General features: G+C 46.8%; 19 protein-coding genes and 2 tRNA genes. 14 read left to right on the top strand and 7 right to left on the bottom strand.

Annotated elements, in window-relative coordinates; translation table 11 throughout:
- Positions 1-231: 231 nt before the first annotated feature.
- The 5 genes from QUA78_RS28810 (at position 232) to mutT (ending at position 3,981) form a co-directional block, all read left to right on the top strand.
- Positions 232-313: transfer RNA gene (locus QUA78_RS28810), tRNA-Leu, on the top strand.
- A 73-nt stretch (positions 314-386) separates the two neighbouring features.
- On the top strand, positions 387-1,163 hold the full coding sequence (locus QUA78_RS28805; protein ID WP_333399160.1) for an RNA methyltransferase: 777 nt from the start codon (positions 387-389) through the stop codon (positions 1,161-1,163).
- Between the two features lie 707 nt (positions 1,164-1,870).
- Positions 1,871-2,830 carry an RNA polymerase sigma factor, RpoD/SigA family gene (locus tag QUA78_RS28800; protein WP_190661889.1) on the top strand — a complete coding sequence of 320 codons (960 nt, stop codon included), beginning with the start codon at positions 1,871-1,873 and terminating at the stop codon, positions 2,828-2,830.
- A gap of 223 nt (positions 2,831-3,053) precedes the next feature.
- Complete coding sequence (locus tag QUA78_RS28795; RefSeq protein ID WP_172187001.1) at positions 3,054-3,395, top strand: DUF760 domain-containing protein; 342 nt, start codon at positions 3,054-3,056, stop codon at positions 3,393-3,395.
- A 181-nt stretch (positions 3,396-3,576) separates the two neighbouring features.
- Positions 3,577-3,981, top strand: coding sequence for an 8-oxo-dGTP diphosphatase MutT (mutT, locus tag QUA78_RS28790; protein WP_172187002.1), 405 nt, complete (start codon positions 3,577-3,579; stop codon positions 3,979-3,981).
- A gap of 165 nt (positions 3,982-4,146) precedes the next feature.
- Here mutT and QUA78_RS28785 read toward each other — a convergent pair whose 3' ends face one another.
- On the bottom strand, positions 4,147-5,385 hold the full coding sequence (locus tag QUA78_RS28785; protein WP_333304561.1) for a histidine kinase: 1,239 nt from the start codon (positions 5,383-5,385) through the stop codon (positions 4,147-4,149).
- Between the two features lie 53 nt (positions 5,386-5,438).
- On the opposite strand from QUA78_RS28785, the gene QUA78_RS28780 reads away from it, so the two are divergent.
- The 3 genes from QUA78_RS28780 (at position 5,439) to QUA78_RS28770 (ending at position 10,039) form a co-directional block, all read left to right on the top strand.
- Positions 5,439-7,163 (top strand): DUF2079 domain-containing protein, encoded by a 1,725-nt coding sequence (locus QUA78_RS28780; RefSeq protein WP_333304560.1) that lies wholly within the window; start codon positions 5,439-5,441, stop codon positions 7,161-7,163.
- Positions 7,164-7,413: 250 nt separating this feature from the next.
- Complete coding sequence (locus tag QUA78_RS28775; RefSeq protein ID WP_333304559.1) at positions 7,414-8,601, top strand: glycosyltransferase family 4 protein; 1,188 nt, start codon at positions 7,414-7,416, stop codon at positions 8,599-8,601.
- 193 nt (positions 8,602-8,794) lie between these two features.
- Positions 8,795-10,039 (top strand): MFS transporter, encoded by a 1,245-nt coding sequence (locus tag QUA78_RS28770; protein ID WP_333304558.1) that lies wholly within the window; start codon positions 8,795-8,797, stop codon positions 10,037-10,039.
- Positions 10,040-10,134: 95 nt separating this feature from the next.
- Here QUA78_RS28770 and QUA78_RS28765 read toward each other — a convergent pair.
- Positions 10,135-10,208 (bottom strand) — tRNA-Arg (locus tag QUA78_RS28765).
- A gap of 78 nt (positions 10,209-10,286) precedes the next feature.
- On the opposite strand from QUA78_RS28765, the gene moaC reads away from it, so the two are divergent.
- From moaC to QUA78_RS28750, 3 genes are all read left to right on the top strand, one after another.
- The gene (gene moaC / locus QUA78_RS28760) at positions 10,287-10,808 is read left to right on the top strand and encodes a cyclic pyranopterin monophosphate synthase MoaC (protein ID WP_333184175.1); all 522 of its coding nucleotides are present in this window, start codon (positions 10,287-10,289) and stop codon (positions 10,806-10,808) included.
- Between the two features lie 88 nt (positions 10,809-10,896).
- Positions 10,897-11,154, top strand: coding sequence for a 2TM domain-containing protein (locus QUA78_RS28755; RefSeq protein WP_006633890.1), 258 nt, complete (start codon positions 10,897-10,899; stop codon positions 11,152-11,154).
- A 63-nt stretch (positions 11,155-11,217) separates the two neighbouring features.
- On the top strand, positions 11,218-11,520 hold the full coding sequence (locus QUA78_RS28750; protein WP_333304557.1) for a DUF3181 family protein: 303 nt from the start codon (positions 11,218-11,220) through the stop codon (positions 11,518-11,520).
- 110 nt (positions 11,521-11,630) lie between these two features.
- Here the strand turns inward: QUA78_RS28750 and murJ are convergent, their stop codons facing one another.
- Complete coding sequence (gene murJ / locus QUA78_RS28745; protein ID WP_333304556.1) at positions 11,631-13,244, bottom strand: murein biosynthesis integral membrane protein MurJ; 1,614 nt, start codon at positions 13,242-13,244, stop codon at positions 11,631-11,633.
- Between the two features lie 234 nt (positions 13,245-13,478).
- Between murJ and QUA78_RS28740 the strand changes: the two genes are divergently transcribed.
- Positions 13,479-14,192, top strand: coding sequence for a glutathione S-transferase family protein (locus QUA78_RS28740; RefSeq protein WP_333304555.1), 714 nt, complete (start codon positions 13,479-13,481; stop codon positions 14,190-14,192).
- A gap of 106 nt (positions 14,193-14,298) precedes the next feature.
- Positions 14,299-15,033: a DNA/RNA nuclease SfsA gene (sfsA, locus tag QUA78_RS28735; RefSeq protein WP_333304554.1), complete on the top strand. Its 735-nt coding sequence runs from the start codon at positions 14,299-14,301 to the stop codon at positions 15,031-15,033.
- A gap of 9 nt (positions 15,034-15,042) precedes the next feature.
- Here the strand turns inward: sfsA and QUA78_RS28730 are convergent, their stop codons facing one another.
- The 4 genes from QUA78_RS28730 to QUA78_RS28715 all read right to left on the bottom strand — a co-directional run bounded on the left by QUA78_RS28730 (position 15,043) and on the right by QUA78_RS28715 (position 18,266).
- Positions 15,043-15,270, bottom strand: a complete 228-nt coding sequence (locus QUA78_RS28730) for a hypothetical protein (RefSeq protein ID WP_333304553.1) — start codon at positions 15,268-15,270, stop codon at positions 15,043-15,045.
- A gap of 99 nt (positions 15,271-15,369) precedes the next feature.
- The gene (locus QUA78_RS28725) at positions 15,370-16,647 is read right to left on the bottom strand and encodes a S8 family serine peptidase (RefSeq protein WP_333304552.1); all 1,278 of its coding nucleotides are present in this window, start codon (positions 16,645-16,647) and stop codon (positions 15,370-15,372) included.
- Between the two features lie 181 nt (positions 16,648-16,828).
- Positions 16,829-17,293 carry a hypothetical protein gene (locus tag QUA78_RS28720; RefSeq protein ID WP_333304551.1) on the bottom strand — a complete coding sequence of 155 codons (465 nt, stop codon included), beginning with the start codon at positions 17,291-17,293 and terminating at the stop codon, positions 16,829-16,831.
- Between the two features lie 49 nt (positions 17,294-17,342).
- The gene (locus QUA78_RS28715) at positions 17,343-18,266 is read right to left on the bottom strand and encodes a hypothetical protein (RefSeq protein ID WP_333304550.1); all 924 of its coding nucleotides are present in this window, start codon (positions 18,264-18,266) and stop codon (positions 17,343-17,345) included.
- Positions 18,267-18,451: 185 nt separating this feature from the next.
- On the opposite strand from QUA78_RS28715, the gene QUA78_RS28710 reads away from it, so the two are divergent.
- Positions 18,452-18,652, top strand: a complete 201-nt coding sequence (locus QUA78_RS28710; RefSeq protein WP_333304549.1) for a hypothetical protein — start codon at positions 18,452-18,454, stop codon at positions 18,650-18,652.
- Positions 18,653-18,792 lie beyond the last annotated feature (140 nt).

Here is an 18,792-nt window from a genome sequence, read left to right as displayed (position 1 = left end):
AATAGATAGTCTAGATGGAAGCTCATAACGGTAAATGTATTAGTAGGTACATTTTACACCATAAACTCAGGAGAGCCATTTGAAGATTCCCCTAGCCCCCCTTAATTAAGCAGGGTGGATAGGGGGGATCTCAAAGTTATCCCTATTACTCGCAGGCTAGAAAAAAAATAAATTCCCTAAAACACTTGACAGATTCGCGAACATATGGCAGAGTAGTAATTCGTGACCGATGCGGAACTGGCGGAATTGGTAGACGCGCATGATTCAGGTTCATGTGGTGCAAGCCTTCCGGGTTCAAGTCCCGGGTTCCGCATTCCAAAGGCAGAAGGAAGTTTGGGGTTAACCCGATACAGGCAATAACCCCATTCGCTCTGCTGAATTAAACAATGCTGACAAGTATTCAAAACCCCCTAGTTAAAGAAATTCGCAAGCTGCACAGCTCGAAGGGACGCAGGGAACAACAATTATTTTTACTCGAAGGGACGCACTTGCTCGAAGAAGCTTGCGCTGCCAAATACCCGCTAGCAACGGTTTGCTGCACTCCCGAATGGCTGGATCAGCACGGGGAACTTTGGCAGCAAGTTGGTAATTTAGCCGATCGCACAGAATTAGTAAGTGCAAAAGTGTTAGAGTCGATCGCCACTACAGTCCAACCCGACGGCATTGTCGCCACCGCACCCCGCACCGCAACAAAACCCGCAAAATTGTCAACTTTAGGAATAGCCCTAGAAACAATCCAAGATCCGGGCAACTTGGGGGCGATCGTCCGCACGGCTGCGGCTGCTAATGCCGACGGTTTGCTGCTGAGCGCAGACAGCGCCGATTTAGACCATCCCAAAGTGCTGCGCGCCTCAGCAGGAGCTTGGTTTAAGCTGCCAATGGCAGTCAGTCCAGATTTAACCGCCGAAGTCTCGGCGTATAAAAATCGAGGAATGCAAATTTTAGCAACCGTCGCCGGGGCCAGTTTAAGTTATTGGGAAGTAGATTTGCGAGTGCCGACTCTGATAGTTTTGGGCAACGAAGGCTCTGGGTTGTCGGCCCAATTGAGGAGTTTCGCCGATCGACAAATCCAAATTCCCCTGAGTCGTGGCGTAGAATCTTTAAATGTGTCGATCGCCGCAGCCCTCATCATGTACGAAGCTCAACGCCAAAGAACTGATTAGACTTATTGCATAAATTTTTGATTGATAAGCAAACCGCAGATAAACGCAGATGCAACGCAGATTCATTTCCAGATAGGAGAGCGAATGCCTGCTATTTAAATCTCTTATTTAATTGTTAATTAATCCTTATCTGTTGGGCGGGTTCATCAATATCTGTAACTTCACATTTATAGTCTTGGACGCACGTGTGGCCTGAAATCGGATTGTTTAACCAAAATACCTCGTTACAGCCCGCAGATTCGCTAAAAAGCCCGGTTTCTTGGGTCGGAGTGCGATCGTCAACTGAAGCTGCCGGGCCTTTAAATTGTATTTTTCACTTCGCTGTGCCCCCAGCCTTTCCTCCCCCGCTCCCCATCTACCCCTCTGAGAGGTGGCGGATTTTGTTTATATTGATGCAAACTGTAAAGCCAGGAAAGCGGATACTGTCGTATCAACAGTTCAGGCTGGCATGAAATAAATATGAAGAAGTGTAGGCAAGTGCTCTCACAAATGTTAAGATTCTTAACATAACGTAGTATTGTGCACGCCCCAACCAAAACCTAACCTGAGACGGTGCTGACTGGGAGTAGTAGCTAGCTACCATAAAATTAAGCCTCTTTAAATGGAAGGAAAGCGCAAGTCCCCGCCCGCTTTCCTTCCCAGCTAAAGCTAGGGGTTTGCGACTACCGCAAACCTTTAGAGGCACAGATCCTCAGCGGGAAAAGCTCATGAAAACTCTTAAGTCCTCAGATACAGATTCTGTTCGCGCTTACTTGCGGGAAATCGGCCGCGTTCCCTTGTTGACCCATGAGCAAGAAATACTCTACGGGAAACAGGTACAGCGCTCAACCGCACTGCATCAGGAGAAAAATATTTTAGCCGAAGAGTTAGGCCGCGACCCGACGGCGGCTGAATGGGCACAGGCAGTTGGGCTGTCTGAGGCACAGTTGCAGCGGACGATCGAACACGGGGAAAGGGCAAAGCGCCAAATGGTGGAAGCGAATCTCCGCCTGGTAGTGTCTGTTGCCAAAAAATATATCAAGCGCAACGTAGATTTACTGGATCTAATTCAGGAAGGCACGATCGGGATGCAGCGGGGAGTAGAAAAATTTGACCCGACTAAGGGCTACAGATTTTCTACTTATGCTTATTGGTGGATTCGTCAGGCAATTACTCGGGCCATCGCCGAAAAAGGTCGCACCATCCGCTTACCCATCCACATCACCGAAAAGCTCAACAAAATTAAAAAGGCTCAGCGCCAACTTGCTCAACAGCTCGGTCGCGCGGCCACGGCTGCTGAATTGGCATCAGAGCTAGAATTGACTCCCAAACAGATTCGCGAATATCTCGATCGCGCGCGCCTGCCACTTTCCCTGGACTTGCGCGTGGGAGACAATCAAGATACAGAGTTGGGCGATTTGTTGGAAGATACGGGTACTACCCCGGAAGATTTTGCCCTGCAATCTTCCCTGCGGACTGACTTAGACCACCTGATGGCGGAACTGACTCAGCAACAGCGAGAAGTGCTCGCCTTGCGGTTCGGTTTAGAAGACGGGCAAACCTTAACTTTGGCAAAAATAGGCGATCGTCTCAACATCAGTCGGGAACGAGTGCGGCAAATAGAACGGGAAGCTTTGACCAAACTCCGCAAGCGCAAGCAAGATATCAACGATTATCTAGCCAGCTAGCTAGATTGGGGATTGGCGATCGGACATTTCGCCCACTCGCCATCCCCAATCTAAAATCGTAAAAACCGCCGCTTTTAATTCGGTTGTGCCCACTTGGTTGCTACGACTGTCCTGCTACATTAGTAATTACTTAGTAATAAAGATCAGCAGCGATCGGATAAGGGTTATTTAATTTAACCGCCCGCGTCTAACATAACAAGCTGTCTCTGAAACGGAGGTACTCGTGAGCAACTCATCTAATAAATCCCCAGAATTCTTTGAAGAAGACGGAGAAAATGCCAACTTATTATGGCAATACGTGCAGTCCATGGCTCCCGACACAGTTTCTCAGTTGTCTAAGCCGACTTCTCACGAAGTGTTTCAAGTAATGGAGCGAAATATTGTTGGACTTTTGGGCAATTTGCCTTCGGAACACTTCGGGGTGACAGTTACTACCAGTCGCGAACATTTGGGTAGATTGCTCGCCTCGGCTATGATTAGCGGTTATTTCCTGAAAAATGCCGAACAGCGAATGACTTTTGAAAAGTCCATACAAGCCAGTGAGAGACACGGCTCGGACGATTAGTAGATTCTTAACATTTAAGTGGTAAAAATGTCAAGCCCCCCCTCGCAAGATGGGGGCTTAATATTTTTGATTTTTGATTTTTGATGGTGGATTTTAGATTAAATAATTGAATAATTATTGATATTATTCTTAAATTCCCAATTCGCAATTCCCAATTTCCAATTCCCAATTCCTAATTAATATGTCTCTTTCTCCTGTTGCCCACAAAGTTATAGGCGTTGCTGCAATCTGGAACGATCGCCAACAAATTTTGATTGACAAGCGCCGACAACACGGACTGCACGGGGGTTTCTGGGAGTTTCCTGGCGGTAAAATAGAGCCTGGGGAAACAATCGAAGCTTGCATAGAACGGGAAATTATGGAGGAGTTGGGGATTGTGGTAGAAGTTGGCGATCGCCTGATTACAATTGACCACGACTACACTAAATTTACAGTTAGACTATACGTGCACCACTGCCGCCACATCAGCGGGGAACCGCAAACGATCGAATGCGATGAAATTCGCTGGGTGACACTCGACGAAATTGACCAATTTACTTTTCCCAAGGCAAACGCACAGATTATTGCTGCACTGCGGAAAAGTTGAGCTGTATACCAGAAGTAATAAGCAAGAAGCAATCTTCCGCAAGGGTTTTAGGAATTAAGAACGTCCTAACCGTCTGGCGCGGTTGCTGTAATATCAAATTCGGTTGCTACTGACAACGGTTAACTGACAACTGACAACGGTTAACTGACAATTGACAGCTAACTTTTATTTTTGGACGGGCAGAGTAAAGTGAAAACAACTGCCTCTATCGGGTACAGAGTCTACCCAAATTTGACCGTAGTGGGCGCGGATGATGCCTTGACACAGAGACAGTCCAATGCCGTAACCGTCTGTTGATTTATCTCGCTGCAAGCGAAAGCTGTCTTCAAAAATGCTCGCGCAATCTTCTTCAGGAATACCCGGGCCGCTGTTGCAAATGCTGACTTGAACTTTGTAAGCGGTGCGGTGGAGAATTGAAAGATTAACAGTTCCTCGGTCTGGCGTGTACTTGCTGGCGTTGTCAAGCAGGTTGACTATGACTTGTTTGATGCGATCGGGATCGGCATAAACCAAGGGCAAATCTGTGGGAATGTCTGTTTCTAAGTTCAGACTTTTCGCCTGAAATTTGTCTTGAAATTGCAAAATTACATCTTGACAAATCGCCCCCAGTTCGATTCTTTTTGGTTCAATGTGGAGTTGAGCATTTGTACCCCGGGCTGCTTGCAGGATATCTGTAATCATACGATCGACAATTCGGATTTGGCGGCGGGCTTGTTTCATCAAATGAGCCGCCAGACTCGGTGTCAAACGCGACTTTTCTCCCTGTTTCACCTTCTGACTAGACTCCAAAGTCTCCAAAGCCAAAGATGCGGCCGTCAAGGGATTGCGCAAGTCGTGAGCTAGCATCGCAATAATCCGGTCTTTCAACTGCAACTGCTCTTGCAGGTGTTCTTTTTCCTGTTTGAGGCGAAAAACTTCATCAGAAAGCTGCACAATTTCGGCGGCGCAAGCAACGGAATAGATGGGTTTTGGGTCAGTCAGGGCTTCAGCAAGAGCTGGGGCAGACTGTTGCTGAGCTGCGTATTCCTCTACAGAACGCTTCCAGCGGGGCCACCAGTGTTCGAGTTGGGCGATCAAATTGCTGCCGGCGAGAGTTTGTCGGGGATCGGGATGAATTTTGAGCAGCGAAGGAGTTGCTACAAGTTTAAAGTGTTCGGCTAAATCGGGCTGTTCTCCTACGTCGATGATTTGAAGCTCAAAGTCGCACTCTGCCTTCAAATCCTTTAGGGACTTGCGGATGTGTCTGGTCTGTTCCCTGGAAGAGGGACGCTTGTCTACGAACAGCAAAAGCTGTAAAAGCGGTGCGGAATGGGCCGGCTGTTCGGGAGAACAGTCAGTGCCGCTGGTGCCTGGTGTTGGATGGACGTTGTTGAGCTTTTCGATCGGGTGAAAATAATTGAGCATTGCCGAGCCGAGTTATTTCACTTCTACTTTAATTTAATACTTACTTTAGATTTATGCTATTGTCCGATAATTTCATTACAGGCGGGCAGATGATATTTTTGAGATGGAAGAAAAATGAGTCGCTGCGGGTGGTGGTTCAAGTGGCGGCCGCCTTTTTTGTGCTGTGCCTGTTGCTGACGCTGCACCGCTACTACAGCTTTTACGCTACTTACGACCAAGGCATTTTCAATCAACTTTTTTGGAACGGCACTCGGGGTCACTTGTTTGAGAGTTCCCTATCTTCGGCTTTGTCCACTAATGTCGTTCATCAAAACCAGCTCCCGGAAGTATCTTACTATCGGTTGGGGCAGCATTTCACCCCGGCGCTGATGCTGTGGCTGCCAATTTACTCGCTGTTTCCCTCGCCCGTCACTTTGACTGTGTTGCAGGTGACTTTAATTACGGCGGCTGGAGGAGTGCTCTGGGCTCTCGCCAGACACTATCTGGAACCGAGGCTGTCGGCGACAATTGTTGTGAGCTATTACTGCGCTAACGCGGTCATCGGCCCGACTTTGGGCAATTTTCACGATGTTTGTCAAATTCCGCTGTATGTCTTTGGCTTGCTGCTGGCGATGGAGAAGCGCTGGTGGTGGCTGTTTGGGATTCTGGCCACTTTAATTTTGGCCGTGCGAGAAGATGCGGGAATTGTTTTATTTGGCGTCGGATTTTACATGATTTTCAGTCGGCGCTACCCTTGGACTGGTTTGGCTGTCTGCATACTAAGTTTTGGTTACACGATCGTCCTGACTAATCTGATTATGCCTTTGTTTTCTGCTGATATATCCCAGCGGTTTATGATGGAGCGCTTCGGTCAATATGCCGATGGAGATGAAGCTTCGACTCTTGAAATTATTTGGGGAATGGTTAGCAATCCCGGGCGCTTGGTGGCTCAATTATTTACGCCGTTTTTTGGTAAGATTAGATACCTGCTTGGCCAGTGGTTGCCATTAGCTTTGGTTCCAACTTTCGCGCCTGCGTCTTGGATGATAGCTGGATTTCCGCTGCTGAAGCTATTTTTAGCGAAAGGAGAGTCGGTGCTGGCGATTAATATTCGCTATGCGATGACTGTGGTTCCAGGGCTTTTTTATGGGGCGATTCTGTGGTGGGCTCAGCGTCAAAAGGAAGAAGATAGAATGGTGAAAGAGGAAAGAATGTTTTTGCGTTTTCCTTCTGCTTTATTTCCTCTGCCTTCGTCTTCAAAGTTTCGCCGCTTTTGGGCGTTTTGCATCTGCTTGTCGCTATTTTTTACCTTCACGTCTAACCCAAACCGGACTTTTTCTTGGATTTTGCCCGATGCGATCGATCCTTGGGTGCAGGTTCCTCTCGTCAGACAGTGGCAGCACGTATCTCAAGTGCGGCCGCTGTTGGATCAAATTCCTGCTGATGCTAGCGTGGCAGCGACGAATACTATTGTGCCGATTTTGTCAAGCCGCCGGGAAATTCTCAGGTTTCCGATGTTTGAACTGCGCAATGATGCGGGGAAGGCAGTGAAGATGGAATATGTAATTGCCGATATCTGGCAGTTGCAGCAGTATCAGGCTGCGTTTCGCGGGGAACGGGGACAGTTGCGGGAGATCGTACCGGCGATCGATCGAATGTCCAAATCAGGAGAGTACGGAATTGTTGGCTTTGAAGACGGCGCGATTTTGATGCGTCAGGGTGCTGTTTCTAACTCTGCATCGGCTGCTGCTTGGACCGGTTTTCGCCGTGAATTGGAGCCGATTTTGAAGAAAGGGTAGGCGGATAGACGCGATCGCCATTGCTTCCTTCTGTGGCACAAATCTTGAGGAAACCTGTGTTTTCAGGCAATGGCGATCGAGCCATTTCCTGCAAAAACCCGGTTTCTGCATGATTTTCCGTCCTTGTTGCTGCCGCAAGTCAGGGATTGGGCATAAACTTGCGATCGACTAAAATTTGAGGCTGATTATCATACAATAAATCTGTCAATTCTAAACATTAAGATATATAAAATCTTTGGAGGGCAAAAAGATGAAAATTTTGGTATTGGCATGGGAGTTTCCTCCCAGAATCGTAGGCGGTATCGCCCGCCACGTAGCGGAACTGTATCCAGAATTAGTGAAGCTGGGCCACTCAATTCACTTAATTACAGTCGAGTTCGGCCACGCGCCTATGTACGAAGTAGTGGAAGGAATACGGGTGCATCGGGTGGTGGTGGGACACGCCAGGGACTTTTTTCACTGGGTAGCGAACCTCAATCAAAGCATGGGCAAACAAGGCGGCAAACTAATGCTGGAGGAAGGCCCCTTTGATATCATCCACGCTCACGATTGGTTGGTGGGAGATGCGGCGATCGCCCTCAAGCATACCTTTAAAGTACCGCTAATTGCCACCATCCACGCCACCGAATACGGGCGCTTCAACGGCATCCACAATGAGGGGCAGCGCTACATTAACGCCAAGGAAAACGACCTCGCTTACAACGCTTGGCGGATAATTGTTTGCAGCGATTATATGCGACGGGAAGCCGAACGGGTACTATCAACCCCGTGGAACAAAATAGAGGTAATTTACAATGGAATTAGGTCGGAAAAAAAGCCGCGATGGCACGAATTTGACGCGATGAACTTCCGCCGCCAGTTTGCGACAGACGACGAAAAAATAGTATATTATGTAGGAAGAATTAGCTACGAAAAAGGCATTGCTGTATTTCTAAATGCTGCACCTAAAGTAATTTGGGAAATGGGGGGCAAAGCGAAAATTGTGATTGTTGGCGGCGGCAATACAGACCATCTAAAACATTTGGCTTGGCATTTAGGAATTTGGAATAAGTGTTATTTTACAGGCTTCATGTTTGAGGAACATCTCGACAAATTCCAGACGGTGGCTGACTGTGCGGTTTTCCCCAGTCTTTACGAACCTTTTGGGATTGTAGCGTTAGAAAGCTTTGCTGCAAGAGTGCCGGTGGTGGTTTCGGATGCGGGCGGACTTCCAGAGGTGGTGCTGCACACTAAAACGGGCGTTGTTACTGAGGCCAACAATCGGGATTCTTTGGCCTGGGGAATTTTGGAGGTGCTGAAAAATCCGGGTTACGCGCGGTGGTTGGTTGACAATGCTTATGAGGATTTGGAACGCCGATTTAGTTGGCAGAAGTTGGCGATGGAAACCCAGTGGGTTTATGACCGGGTGGTGGAGGAAAGGGCTGAGGTTGATTGGTAAGAATGCTGTTTTTTGACAGTTGATAGTTGACGGTTGACAGTTGACGGTTGACTGTTGACAGTTGACAGTTGACGGTTGACAGTGAGTCGAATATCAACTTTTTTGGTGCAAATATTAAGAATTTGTAACACAATGATAGAGACACTCGAACTTACTTTGAGTGCATTCAGACAATTTAAAGGGAATTAGCATCTTGAATATTTTTAGGGACATAGATCCCCAACCCAGACGCGGCTTGCTGACTTTATTCACCGCAGGCCTGCTATTCTGGTCGAGTTTGGCTTCGCTACTGCCAACTTTGCCCCTGTACGTTCAATTTGTGGGCGGCACAAAACAGCAAATTGGCTTTGTGATGGGTGCATTTGCGATCGGACTTTTGCTATCGAGGCCGCAGTTGGGTAAAATAGCCGACAGCAGGGGGCGAAAACAAGTTTTGCTTCTCGGTGCGTCAGTCGCTGCGATCGCCCCTCTGGGCTACCTGTTAGCTCAATCTATCCCCTTACTGTTATTTATCCGGGCTTTTCACGGCATTAGCATCGCCGCTTTTACCACAGCTTACAGCGCTTTGGTAACAGATTTGTCGCCGCCAGGAAAGCGGGGCGAATTAATCGGTTACATGAGCTTGGTGAGCCCTATTGGTCTAGCATTTGGCCCGGCTATTGGCGGATTTGTGCAAGCTTGGGTTGGTTATACTCCTTTGTTTGCGATGTCGGCGGCTTTCGCTGCAACGGCTGTATTTTTTACCTGCAAAATTGCGGAACCTAATTTTGCAGATTTAACAAAATCGGACTCGCTATCTGAGGACAAAAATAGCCAAAAATACTGGAAAATGCTCTGGAATCCTAGAGTTCGGATTCCGGCTTTAGTGTTATTGGTGGTTGGTTTAGTATTTGGAACTTTGAGCACTTTTATGCCTTTGTTTATCCAAGAAACCAAGGCTAATTTGAATCCTGGATTATTTTATTCTACGGCTGCTATCGCCAGTTTCGGTATGCGCTTAGTCACGGGACGGGCTTCGGACAAATACGGCCGCGGCTTGTTTATTTCTGGCGGCTTAATCTGTTATGCCCTGTCGATGTTATTGTTGTATTTTGCTAACAGCAGCAATGCTTTTTTAATCTCAGCTTTGGTTGAAGGTTGCGCCGGCGGTACGGTTTTGCCGATGATGGTAACGCTGATGTCGGACAGGTGCGAACCTCATGAAAGGGGCCGCTTGTTTTCGCTTTGTATTGGCGGATTTGATTTGGGGATTGCGGTTGCGGGGCCGACTTTAGGTTTTGTCGCGGAACAAGTTGGCTACAGAAATATGTTTGGTTTTGCGGCTGGCCTTGCTGGCTTGGCTTTGCTGGTTTTTATTACTCAGTCTAGCAAGGGCTTGTCTAATTCGATGAAATTTGCGATCGGTCGAGGCAAAGATATTTATGCTTTGAATCAGTAAACGTACCAAATTAAAAAAGTTATGAGTTTTAAGTCGTGAGTTGAATTAATTTCTTAATTCAAAACTCAGAACTCAAAACTCATAACTTTTGATAATGGGCTTGGAGGGATTCGAACCCCCGACCTCATGGTTCGTAGCCATGCACTCTATCCAACTAAGCTACAAGCCCCTGTTGAGTTCAGATTTAATCTAAAATTGATTAAGTTCTTTTCTCACAGAATCTAACAGTAACACCATTACCAAAATAATGCAAGACCTTTCGCCAACTTTTTCTAAATTGCCCGATGCGGCACAGCTAACTCACCTCGACAGCAGCGGTGAAGCCCAAATGGTGGACGTTTCGGCGAAGATGCCGACTGTGCGACAAGCTGTGGCCGCTGCGAGGGTGCGGATGTTACCGGAGACTTTTGCGGCGATTGAAGCGGGGAATGCGCCGAAAGGTGATGTGTTGGGCACTGCCAGGTTGGCTGGAATTATGGCGGCGAAACAGACGGCGAATTTGATTCCTCTGTGTCACCCTCTGCCGCTGAGTAGTGTGGAGGTGCAGGTGATAGCGGATGCTGGGTTGCCGGGGTATCAAATTCGGGCGACGGTGAAAATTAAGGCGGAAACAGGGGTGGAAATGGAGGCGCTGACGGCGGTTTCGGTGGCGGCGCTGACTCTGTACGATATGGCGAAAGGATTGGAAAAGTCGATCGCCATTGAATCGATTCGACTGGTGAGTAAAAGTGGCGGCAAGTCAGGAGACTATGAAAATTTAGAGGCATAAGTTTCCTGCCTTGAGAGGGATGCAGAATTCAAAAAGCTGCACTTAAGATTAAAATAGGCAGAGAACTACTAATATCAAGTGAAAAACTATGCCTCCTCGTTGGCCCCGCAAACCCGATCGCAATGATCCAGAGTACCGCCGTTTAGATGACCGGATGAATTTTGCTATCCACGTCGGTCTTTTTTCTGCTACCAATTCTGGTTTGTGGTTTGTTCACAATTTGCAAAAGGCTGATTGGCCTTGGGCAATTTCGGTAACGGGTGGATGGGCTCTAGTAGTTTTGGCCCACGCGATTTACCATTTTGCGATCGCCGATTATTCGCCCCTCACCAAAGATTCTGGCTGAAGGCAGTTGTCGGCGATTTGTTAAGTCTTTTGATTGATAACAAATAACTTTCTGCTTTTTGATATGGCTAATACTACACAGGCGATCGAATCCTTAGCAGCCGAAATCGGCGAAAATGTCTACATTGACATTGCCAAATGGCATTTGTATCTGAGAGATGCCCACCTGCATACAGTTGTTGCTGAACAACTTTACCGGATGCTGGAAGATGGAAATATAGATGCTGACAGAGTTGGACAAGTTTTGCAAGGAATTCCAGTCAAGTTGGGCGGCGGCAAGCGAGAAGTGCCGCTGGCAGATTTGATTCCGATGCAGTGTCAAGTTCAGTTGATGGATGTGCTTGAGGAATTTCAGCGGAATATGTGATCTCAATTGTTGATTTGGATTTAAGTGCGATCGCCTTTTTTGGTCTTTTTTGATCGAAGGGGCGATCGCACTTTTGTTGATTCCTTGAATCTGCCGCAAATTTCGGATATTTATTTGCGAAAACGGCCACGAATGCGATCGACAAACATATCAACTTCCGGCAACTTCATCTGACTGACAAACAGGGCAAAAACTCCTAACCCTACAAAACTTGCTACACTCAACTGCACTAATTGAATTACCAAACCTTCAGTACCCAAAACTCTTTGACAGGCTTGCAGAGTAGCCAAGGTAACGAAAGCAGTTAGAAAACTGCCAGAAGTTAACCCCAGAAAAGGCAAACTCCACTCCCGCCAAGGCAGGCCGCCCAGCTTTTTATCTAATAAGTATAAAAGCATAACCATCGAAAGAAGATTCACTCCCACCGTCGCCAAAACTAACCCGGGCGCGCCATAAGCTCCTACTAACAAATAATCCAGCAATCCGTTAAAAAAGATATTGATAATACTGACGCGAAAAGGGGTTTCTCCGTCTCCCAAAGCGTAAAATACCCGTACCACAACGTCGCGTCCCAAATACACAAACATTCCAATACTGTAAGCCATCAATATCGGCGTGACAAACTGCGAGGCTGACCGATCGAAAGCATAGCGTTCGTAAACAACGCGGACGATCGGCCCGGCAAGTGTTACCATTAAAGCGCTCAGGGGCAGCATCGTAATCCCGGTCAAAATTAAAGATTGACGAATTTTATTTTTTAATTCCGGCCAGTCTTTGGGTTCGGTGAGGCGAGAAAATATCGGCAAAAATGGTACTAAAATTACATTAGAAATGATGCCTAAAGGAGTCATAACTAACAACCCGCTGTAACCCATCGCAGAGGCAGCTTGAGGGATGAAGGATGCGAAAAATAGGTCTGTATAGACATTGATTTGCAGCATTCCTGAGGATAAGGTAGCAGGAACCATCACCTTAATTACTTCTTGCACTCCGGGGCGTTTAAAATTAAACCGCAAACGCAATGTTCCCAAGCCCGCGCGCCACTGCGTCACCAGTTGCACCAACCACTGCAAAACTGCTCCCGCTAGGGTTCCCCAAGCTAACACTAAGCCGCCAATTAGTGCGTATTCTGGCTGAATAATTTTATCTCCGATTTGCCATGCGAGAATCCCTAAACCGCCGACAAGTGCAACGCTGGAAAATAAAGGACTAATCGAAGGCAGCCAGTACATATCGGCGGCGTTGAGAGTTCCGAAACCAATGCCGATTAAGCCTGAAAGTAATGCCATCGGCGCCATAATCCGAAATTGCTGGACGGCAATGGCTTTAATTTGTAAACCTTCTGCTGTTCTATTTAATCCAGGTGCCACCAAATCTATCAGCGGATCGGCAAAAATAATTAAAGCGACTGTTACCAACAGCAGCAAGCCGCCGACTAACGTGGTGATAGTCTCGACTAAGGGTGCTGCTTCTTTTTTGTCGCGGCGGGCTAAAACGCTGACTATGGCGCTGTGAAATGGCCCGTTAATGCCTCCGAGCAAAATAAATAAGAAACCAGGGATGACGTAGGCGTAGTTGTAGGCATCGACGGCGACACCGACTCCAAAGGCTGCGGCGATCGCAATTTGACGCACCAACCCGAAAACTTTGCTAATGAGAGTGGCGACTGCGACAATGCCCGCAATGCCTGCGAGGGAACGAGATGGCTTCTGTAATTGTGACACAAATGGTTACAAACGCTAATGCTAAAAGGATTCACTTATTTTAATCGCGAATCGGGAGAATCATATCATGAACTCAGAAAACTTCTAGGCAGAATTGGGCTTATACCAATTTTATCGATATTACTGACTTGCGGAAATTCAATAATCGATCGGGACTCTTCGTCCTGACTGCAAACCGTCGTTTCGTGCTATGATGCGTCAATCTAAAATCTAAAATCTAAAATCTAAAATCTAATGACCGTGCTGAAACTTTATCACAATCCGCTCTCGACTAACAGCCGCCGCGTCTGGATCGCTTTGCTCGAAAAAGAGATTACGTTTGAATTAGTGCCGCTCAAATTAAATGGCGATCAATTTCAACCTGATTTTTTGGCAATTAGCCCTTTTCATCACGTACCAGTTTTAGCGGATGGCGATTTTCACATTATAGAAACTTTAGCAATTCTTGACTATCTAGAAGCTAAATATCCCGCGCCAGCCCTGCTACCGGAGGATGCGAAAGCAAGAGCGATCGTCCGCATGGTGGAAATGGTGACAGTGAACGAGTTGACAGCGGCGATGAGTCCTTTGGTACGCCAGACTTTCGGCGGCGAAGCCGACGCGCAGCAGTTGGAGACAGCACAGCAACAAGTAGCTACCGTACTAAGGTTTTTTGAGGGTTTGTTGGGCGATAAAACTTTTTTGGGCAGCAACGATGGAATTAGTTTAGCCGATGTTGTTGCGGGAGTTTCGGTCCCGTGGCTGCCTAGTTTGGGCCTAGCTTTGGACGAGTATCCCAAGTTGCAGGCTTGGTGCGATCGCCTAAATTCCCGCGATTCTTGGCAAAAAACTCAAGCCAGTCCCGAATTAGTAGAAGCTTTTAAAGCCCAAATGAAACAGTTGATGAAAGGCAAGCAAAAGCAGCCTTTGAATGAGGAGATAAATGAGTTGATAAAAGAAGATAAATAACAGAGAATTTATATATGTTAGATTCCCAAATTTTTGAAGAAGTCGGGAATCTGGGTATTCTGTTATAGGTAAAATCTAAAATCTAAAATCTAAAATCTAAAATCGAATGACTGACTTAATTTACAAATATCCCGCTTTATTACCCGGAATTCTCATCAAGCGGTACAAGCGATTTTTCGCAGAAATCGAATTAACCACGGGAGAAATCATCACCGCACACTGTCCGAATACTGGCCCGATGACTGGTGTTTGCATTCCCGGAAATCCCGTGCTGGTATCTAGCAGCAACAATCCCAAACGCAAGTTGGCTTATACTTGGGAATTAATTAAACTGTGCGACACCGAACCAACTTGGGTGGGAGTTAATACGGGTTTGCCGAATCGAGTAATTAAGTTAGCTTTGGAATTAGGCTTGTTTCCCGAGTTGGGTAATTACAGTTTAATTCAACCAGAAGTTGTTTACGGGCTAGACAAAAAAAGCAGAGTTGATTTTTGGTTGACTGGCGATACTAAACCAATTTTTCTGGAAGTTAAAAATACAACTTGGGCAAAAGAAAGCTTAGCTTTATTTCCCGATACAGTCACAGAAAGAGGACAGAAACATTTGAGAGAATTGATCGAAGTGGTGCGGCAGGGTTCGAGGGCTGTAATGCTGTATTTTATTAATCGCGGGGATTGTACTGATTTTGCTCCCGGGGATAGTGCCGATCGCCTTTACGGAGAATTGTTCAGACAGGCGATCGGTGAAGGTGTAGAAATTTTGCCCTGTCGGTTCGACGTGACACCAGCAGGTGTTCGCTATTTGGGGTTAGCAAAACTGGATCTACTAACCCTTAAATGATTGATTAGTTTAAATTGCCTGCATTTCTCGATCGATCTCGACACTAGCCACGCCCGGTACGCTCTTTAGTCCTTCTAGCTTCGACTGAGAAACTTCTCCAGTAACGATACCAATCACAGGCAGCACCTCATCCACTTTCATTCCCGCCGATTCTAAGGCAGTGACAACCGATTGAATTACCGATATGTTTTGATCGTCAACAGTCACTATGATGCGCTGTACTTGTTCGTCAGACATTTTTAGCATCCTTTGGAGTAAATCCATTGCGCTATTGTAAATTGTCTTCTGTTAGATCCCCGCAGGCTTAAAGTGCTGCGGGGATTTGGGTATTCTGTATTACGGAGCTTGTAGCAACCCACTTCCGACACGATCGTTTGGTAATGGTAGTGCCATAGCATGGGAAGTTAAAAATTGCCAAAGTTGAGAACCTCGTTTACCAGTCCATTGGCCATACAAGGCCGCAAGCCCAGCTATGTGAGGAGTAGCCATACTGGTGCCATTGAAAGCAGCATAACGCCCTTTATTCATAGGCACTGATGAGTATACTTTCACTCCTGGAGCCGCGATATTAACTTTAGCTCCTAGAGATACGCCAGAGGTAGCGGAGAACGTAGCCGCTTGGAGGCAGTTATCGACGGCTGCAACAGCCATAATCGACGGGCTATTCGCTGGTTGTCCGACTTTTCCGGCTGGCCCGTTGTTGCCCGCGGCTGCCACGATGAGACACCCATTTTGCAGTGCCCGACGGCCGACAGTTTCGTAGGCAGTAGACGGTGTTGGAGTCTCGTTTCCTAAGGACATCGAGATCACTTGACACCCGTTGACGATCGCCCATTCCATCCCAGCCAGAATCCAGCCACTAGCGCCACTACCGGCATTGCTCAACACTTTACCGACATAAATGGTCGATTCGTAAGCGATCCCGTACCGCCGGCCATTCAGATCCTTGAACCCGCACGCTGTCCCGATGCAGTGGGTACCGTGACCCATCTCATCTTGTACGTCCTCCCCAGGCACGAAGGACTTCGATACGATCGATCGGCCCGAGAAGTCAGGATGCAATAAATCCATCCCTGTATCCAGCACCGCAACTTTGATTCCGCTACCAGTCAGCAGAGACTTCATCACCTTCGTTGCTTTCAGACCCCAAGTAGATTCCGTATCATCAGAAAAACATTCTTGGCCCCCGATTCCTGCTACCTCTGTAGTAGTGGCTTTCTCATATAGGTTATTCACCGCATCGCGATAGCCCCGCAAATACTCTGCCGACAATCCATCGCTAATGGCGTAGAAAGTGCGCTCCGGTTCGATCGCCAGAATGGCCGAATCCTCTCCCGCTGATGTCATGATGCTGCTGAAAGCCCCTTCGTCTAACGAGACGACGGCCACGCCGAGAGTGGGAAACACCGCTCCCCCTGCTGCTTCAATTTGGCTGAAGTCTAGAGCAGACTCGGGGAAATCGCCAGCATTTGCCAGGCCTGTGATGCCAGTTTGGTCGTTCAGAAGGTCTAACCCTTCTGTCACCGCATCTTCGCGGAAAGTAATAATGTAACGCCCTGTCGTTTCATCGGCTTGGGCAGTTTCTGGGATGGGAAAACTAGGTTGTTCAGACATAAAATACCTCTGATTGAGTGTTATTAGAAATCCATGACAGTTTTTCTGACATGAATCTCTACTTTTTTTGATGCTGACTCGACTTATTTAGGACTTACGCAGCAATTTTTACATTATTTGTGGGGTAAGGTGCGGTGTGCTGCGCCCTACAGATACACTTTGTGCGTAAGTCCTGTTCTGTTTACTCAGCTATTTTGCTAATTTGATGGTAAAGTTCGTCATCTAACCGTCCTTCTCCTGTCTGGATCAGCCATTTTTCTAAAGTACGGTTTTTATCGGTAAATTGTTGGGATTTATCATTACCTCTAGCCACGACCAATCCATTATAAATCACAATTTCCCGATCGCCATCTACCTCTTCACCACTTTTTCCGACAATCAAACCACGATACCCCAATCCTTCATTAACAGATCCTTCTCCTTTATGTGTAGACAATGATTGAAACCGCTGTGTAAATTCCTGAGATTCTTGTACTGTCAAGTCCCAATGTGGGTTTGGTCTGCCACTAAACATATCCACTTCTACTTGCATCTTTTTGTCTCCTAAAGCTGTGACCGAACATCCAAGCAAAGTCACCAAAAACATTAAAAAACCCAAGCCAATTATCCTTTCTAGATATGTGGTGAATGAATAAGCCCGTTGCATGGTCTTCTTCTCCAGTGTGGCGAACCCACATTCCGCAGTGCTATAGATTCTATTTAATCTTTTGGCTCTTACAAGTGTAAAAGTAGCCGCAGAAGATGGTGTAAGGCCCACGGTTACAGGTAGCTGGATTAGTGATGACTATGCCACTGTTATCTATGTTCCTCGCCGCTGTCGAACCCGGTTTGTGACCCCAAAATCCTTCTCGCATTTTGCGATACCAGTGGAAATCAACAAAGCCCGGGCCAGGAGCGATAACCAGTGCTACTAAATAGCGAGGGGCTTGTGAAGCGGGGAAACAATCGTAGCGTTTGTGCAATCCATCACACAGGGAAGCTTTGGTAACTTCTACGCAATTAATTGCGGTGTACTGATGTCCACATCCTTTTCCTGGTTGGGCAAAAGTATCTGTTCGCTTGTTGCTCGCATAGTTATAGCAGTTGTTGTTCTGCCGGATTACGGGGTTGTTGTTCCAAAAGCCGGGGTTATAGGGCGAAGTATCATAAAAGCAGGTAGCAGCCACCTCACTTGAGGCTTCTACGGCCATGTTTGGTAAGTCTTCAACATCAGAGACTGAAAGTCGGCTGCTGGTTTCCAGTTGTTGTCGCAGGAAATTCTGCAACATTTCATCTAAAGGTAGTTCTTCTCCGAAAGCCGATGCTTCTGGAGATGATTCTGCACTGCTCATTAAGCCGATCAAACGCTCAGCAATCTCGTTTGCTTTATCGCTAGCAGCACTCGCACCTGCTGCCATATAGATACTAGCGGGTAGTTCAAAGTCTTGGGCAAGCTCGTCAGAGAGGGGTTCAATGGTGAAACCGCGAAACCCTAATCCAGCATCAGCAGAAGCTGCCTCGGCTACAATGCTACGATTGTTAGCAATCTCTTTGAGCGTAGTTCGAGCTTCTTCCTCGTCTGTAATAATCCACTCTGGAGCGGGTCTTCCGGAAAATATATCGGCAGTAATCCGTAACATACTTAACCTCTTTTTTGAGTATTTTTCAGCAAACAAACTCTACCTTAAGGTTGTCAAATAACTATAGATAACAACCTTGGTCGTGAGTGCTTTTTAAGCTGATTTTCAAAACTGGATAACAGCTTTTGATCTCATACTCCTCAAAATAAACTTGGAGAGCAATACGACGATCGGCGTATAGGATTATGAAGATATTGCAACAAATTCTGCCTGTTTTTGGCATAGCTTTTGTCAAACGCTGGTTTGCTGAGCAATCCGGGAATAAACCCCAGCGCCAAGCCTTGCGTTTATGGCGTGGGGTTTCCGGTGAAGCAGCTAGTTACAAACAGATAATCGTGCCGCTCTTAGAAACACACTTCCACTTCGAGAAAGGAGTCGTCCGATAACAAGCCTGTGCTTTATATAGTCATTTCAAATAAATGTGAGACAGAGGTAAGATCATGATAAACTCGATAAAAATAGTTAATTACAAAAAAATGGCTTACAGTCTAGACCTAAGACAAAAAGTAGTCAATTATGTGGAAAA

The sequence above is a fragment of the Microcoleus sp. K4-B3 genome, from assembly GCF_036704615.1.
GTDB lineage: Bacteria > Cyanobacteriota > Cyanobacteriia > Cyanobacteriales > Microcoleaceae > Microcoleus.
The sequence above is the reverse complement of the archived record's forward strand: the minus strand, read 5'-3'. Positions and strand labels throughout refer to the sequence as shown.

What these genes read in the sequence shown, in the direction of transcription:
- QUA78_RS28725 (WP_333304552.1), bottom strand. Translation starts at nt 16,647, where the DNA reads ATGTCTGAACAACCTAGTTTTCCCATCCCAGAAACTGCCCAAGCCGAT.
- QUA78_RS28755 (WP_006633890.1), top strand. Translation starts at nt 10,897, where the DNA reads ATGCCTCCTCGTTGGCCCCGCAAACCCGATCGCAATGATCCAGAGTAC.
- QUA78_RS28785 (WP_333304561.1), bottom strand. Translation starts at nt 5,385, where the DNA reads ATGCTCAATTATTTTCACCCGATCGAAAAGCTCAACAACGTCCATCCA.
- QUA78_RS28750 (WP_333304557.1), top strand. Translation starts at nt 11,218, where the DNA reads ATGGCTAATACTACACAGGCGATCGAATCCTTAGCAGCCGAAATCGGC.
- QUA78_RS28780 (WP_333304560.1), top strand. Translation starts at nt 5,439, where the DNA reads ATGCTATTGTCCGATAATTTCATTACAGGCGGGCAGATGATATTTTTG.
- QUA78_RS28775 (WP_333304559.1), top strand. Translation starts at nt 7,414, where the DNA reads ATGAAAATTTTGGTATTGGCATGGGAGTTTCCTCCCAGAATCGTAGGC.
- sfsA (WP_333304554.1), top strand. Translation starts at nt 14,299, where the DNA reads ATGACTGACTTAATTTACAAATATCCCGCTTTATTACCCGGAATTCTC.
- QUA78_RS28730 (WP_333304553.1), bottom strand. Translation starts at nt 15,270, where the DNA reads ATGTCTGACGAACAAGTACAGCGCATCATAGTGACTGTTGACGATCAA.
- QUA78_RS28800 (WP_190661889.1), top strand. Translation starts at nt 1,871, where the DNA reads ATGAAAACTCTTAAGTCCTCAGATACAGATTCTGTTCGCGCTTACTTG.
- QUA78_RS28805 (WP_333399160.1), top strand. Translation starts at nt 387, where the DNA reads ATGCTGACAAGTATTCAAAACCCCCTAGTTAAAGAAATTCGCAAGCTG.
- moaC (WP_333184175.1), top strand. Translation starts at nt 10,287, where the DNA reads ATGCAAGACCTTTCGCCAACTTTTTCTAAATTGCCCGATGCGGCACAG.
- mutT (WP_172187002.1), top strand. Translation starts at nt 3,577, where the DNA reads ATGTCTCTTTCTCCTGTTGCCCACAAAGTTATAGGCGTTGCTGCAATC.
- QUA78_RS28720 (WP_333304551.1), bottom strand. Translation starts at nt 17,293, where the DNA reads ATGCAACGGGCTTATTCATTCACCACATATCTAGAAAGGATAATTGGC.
- QUA78_RS28715 (WP_333304550.1), bottom strand. Translation starts at nt 18,266, where the DNA reads ATGTTACGGATTACTGCCGATATATTTTCCGGAAGACCCGCTCCAGAG.
- QUA78_RS28740 (WP_333304555.1), top strand. Translation starts at nt 13,479, where the DNA reads ATGACCGTGCTGAAACTTTATCACAATCCGCTCTCGACTAACAGCCGC.
- QUA78_RS28710 (WP_333304549.1), top strand. Translation starts at nt 18,452, where the DNA reads ATGAAGATATTGCAACAAATTCTGCCTGTTTTTGGCATAGCTTTTGTC.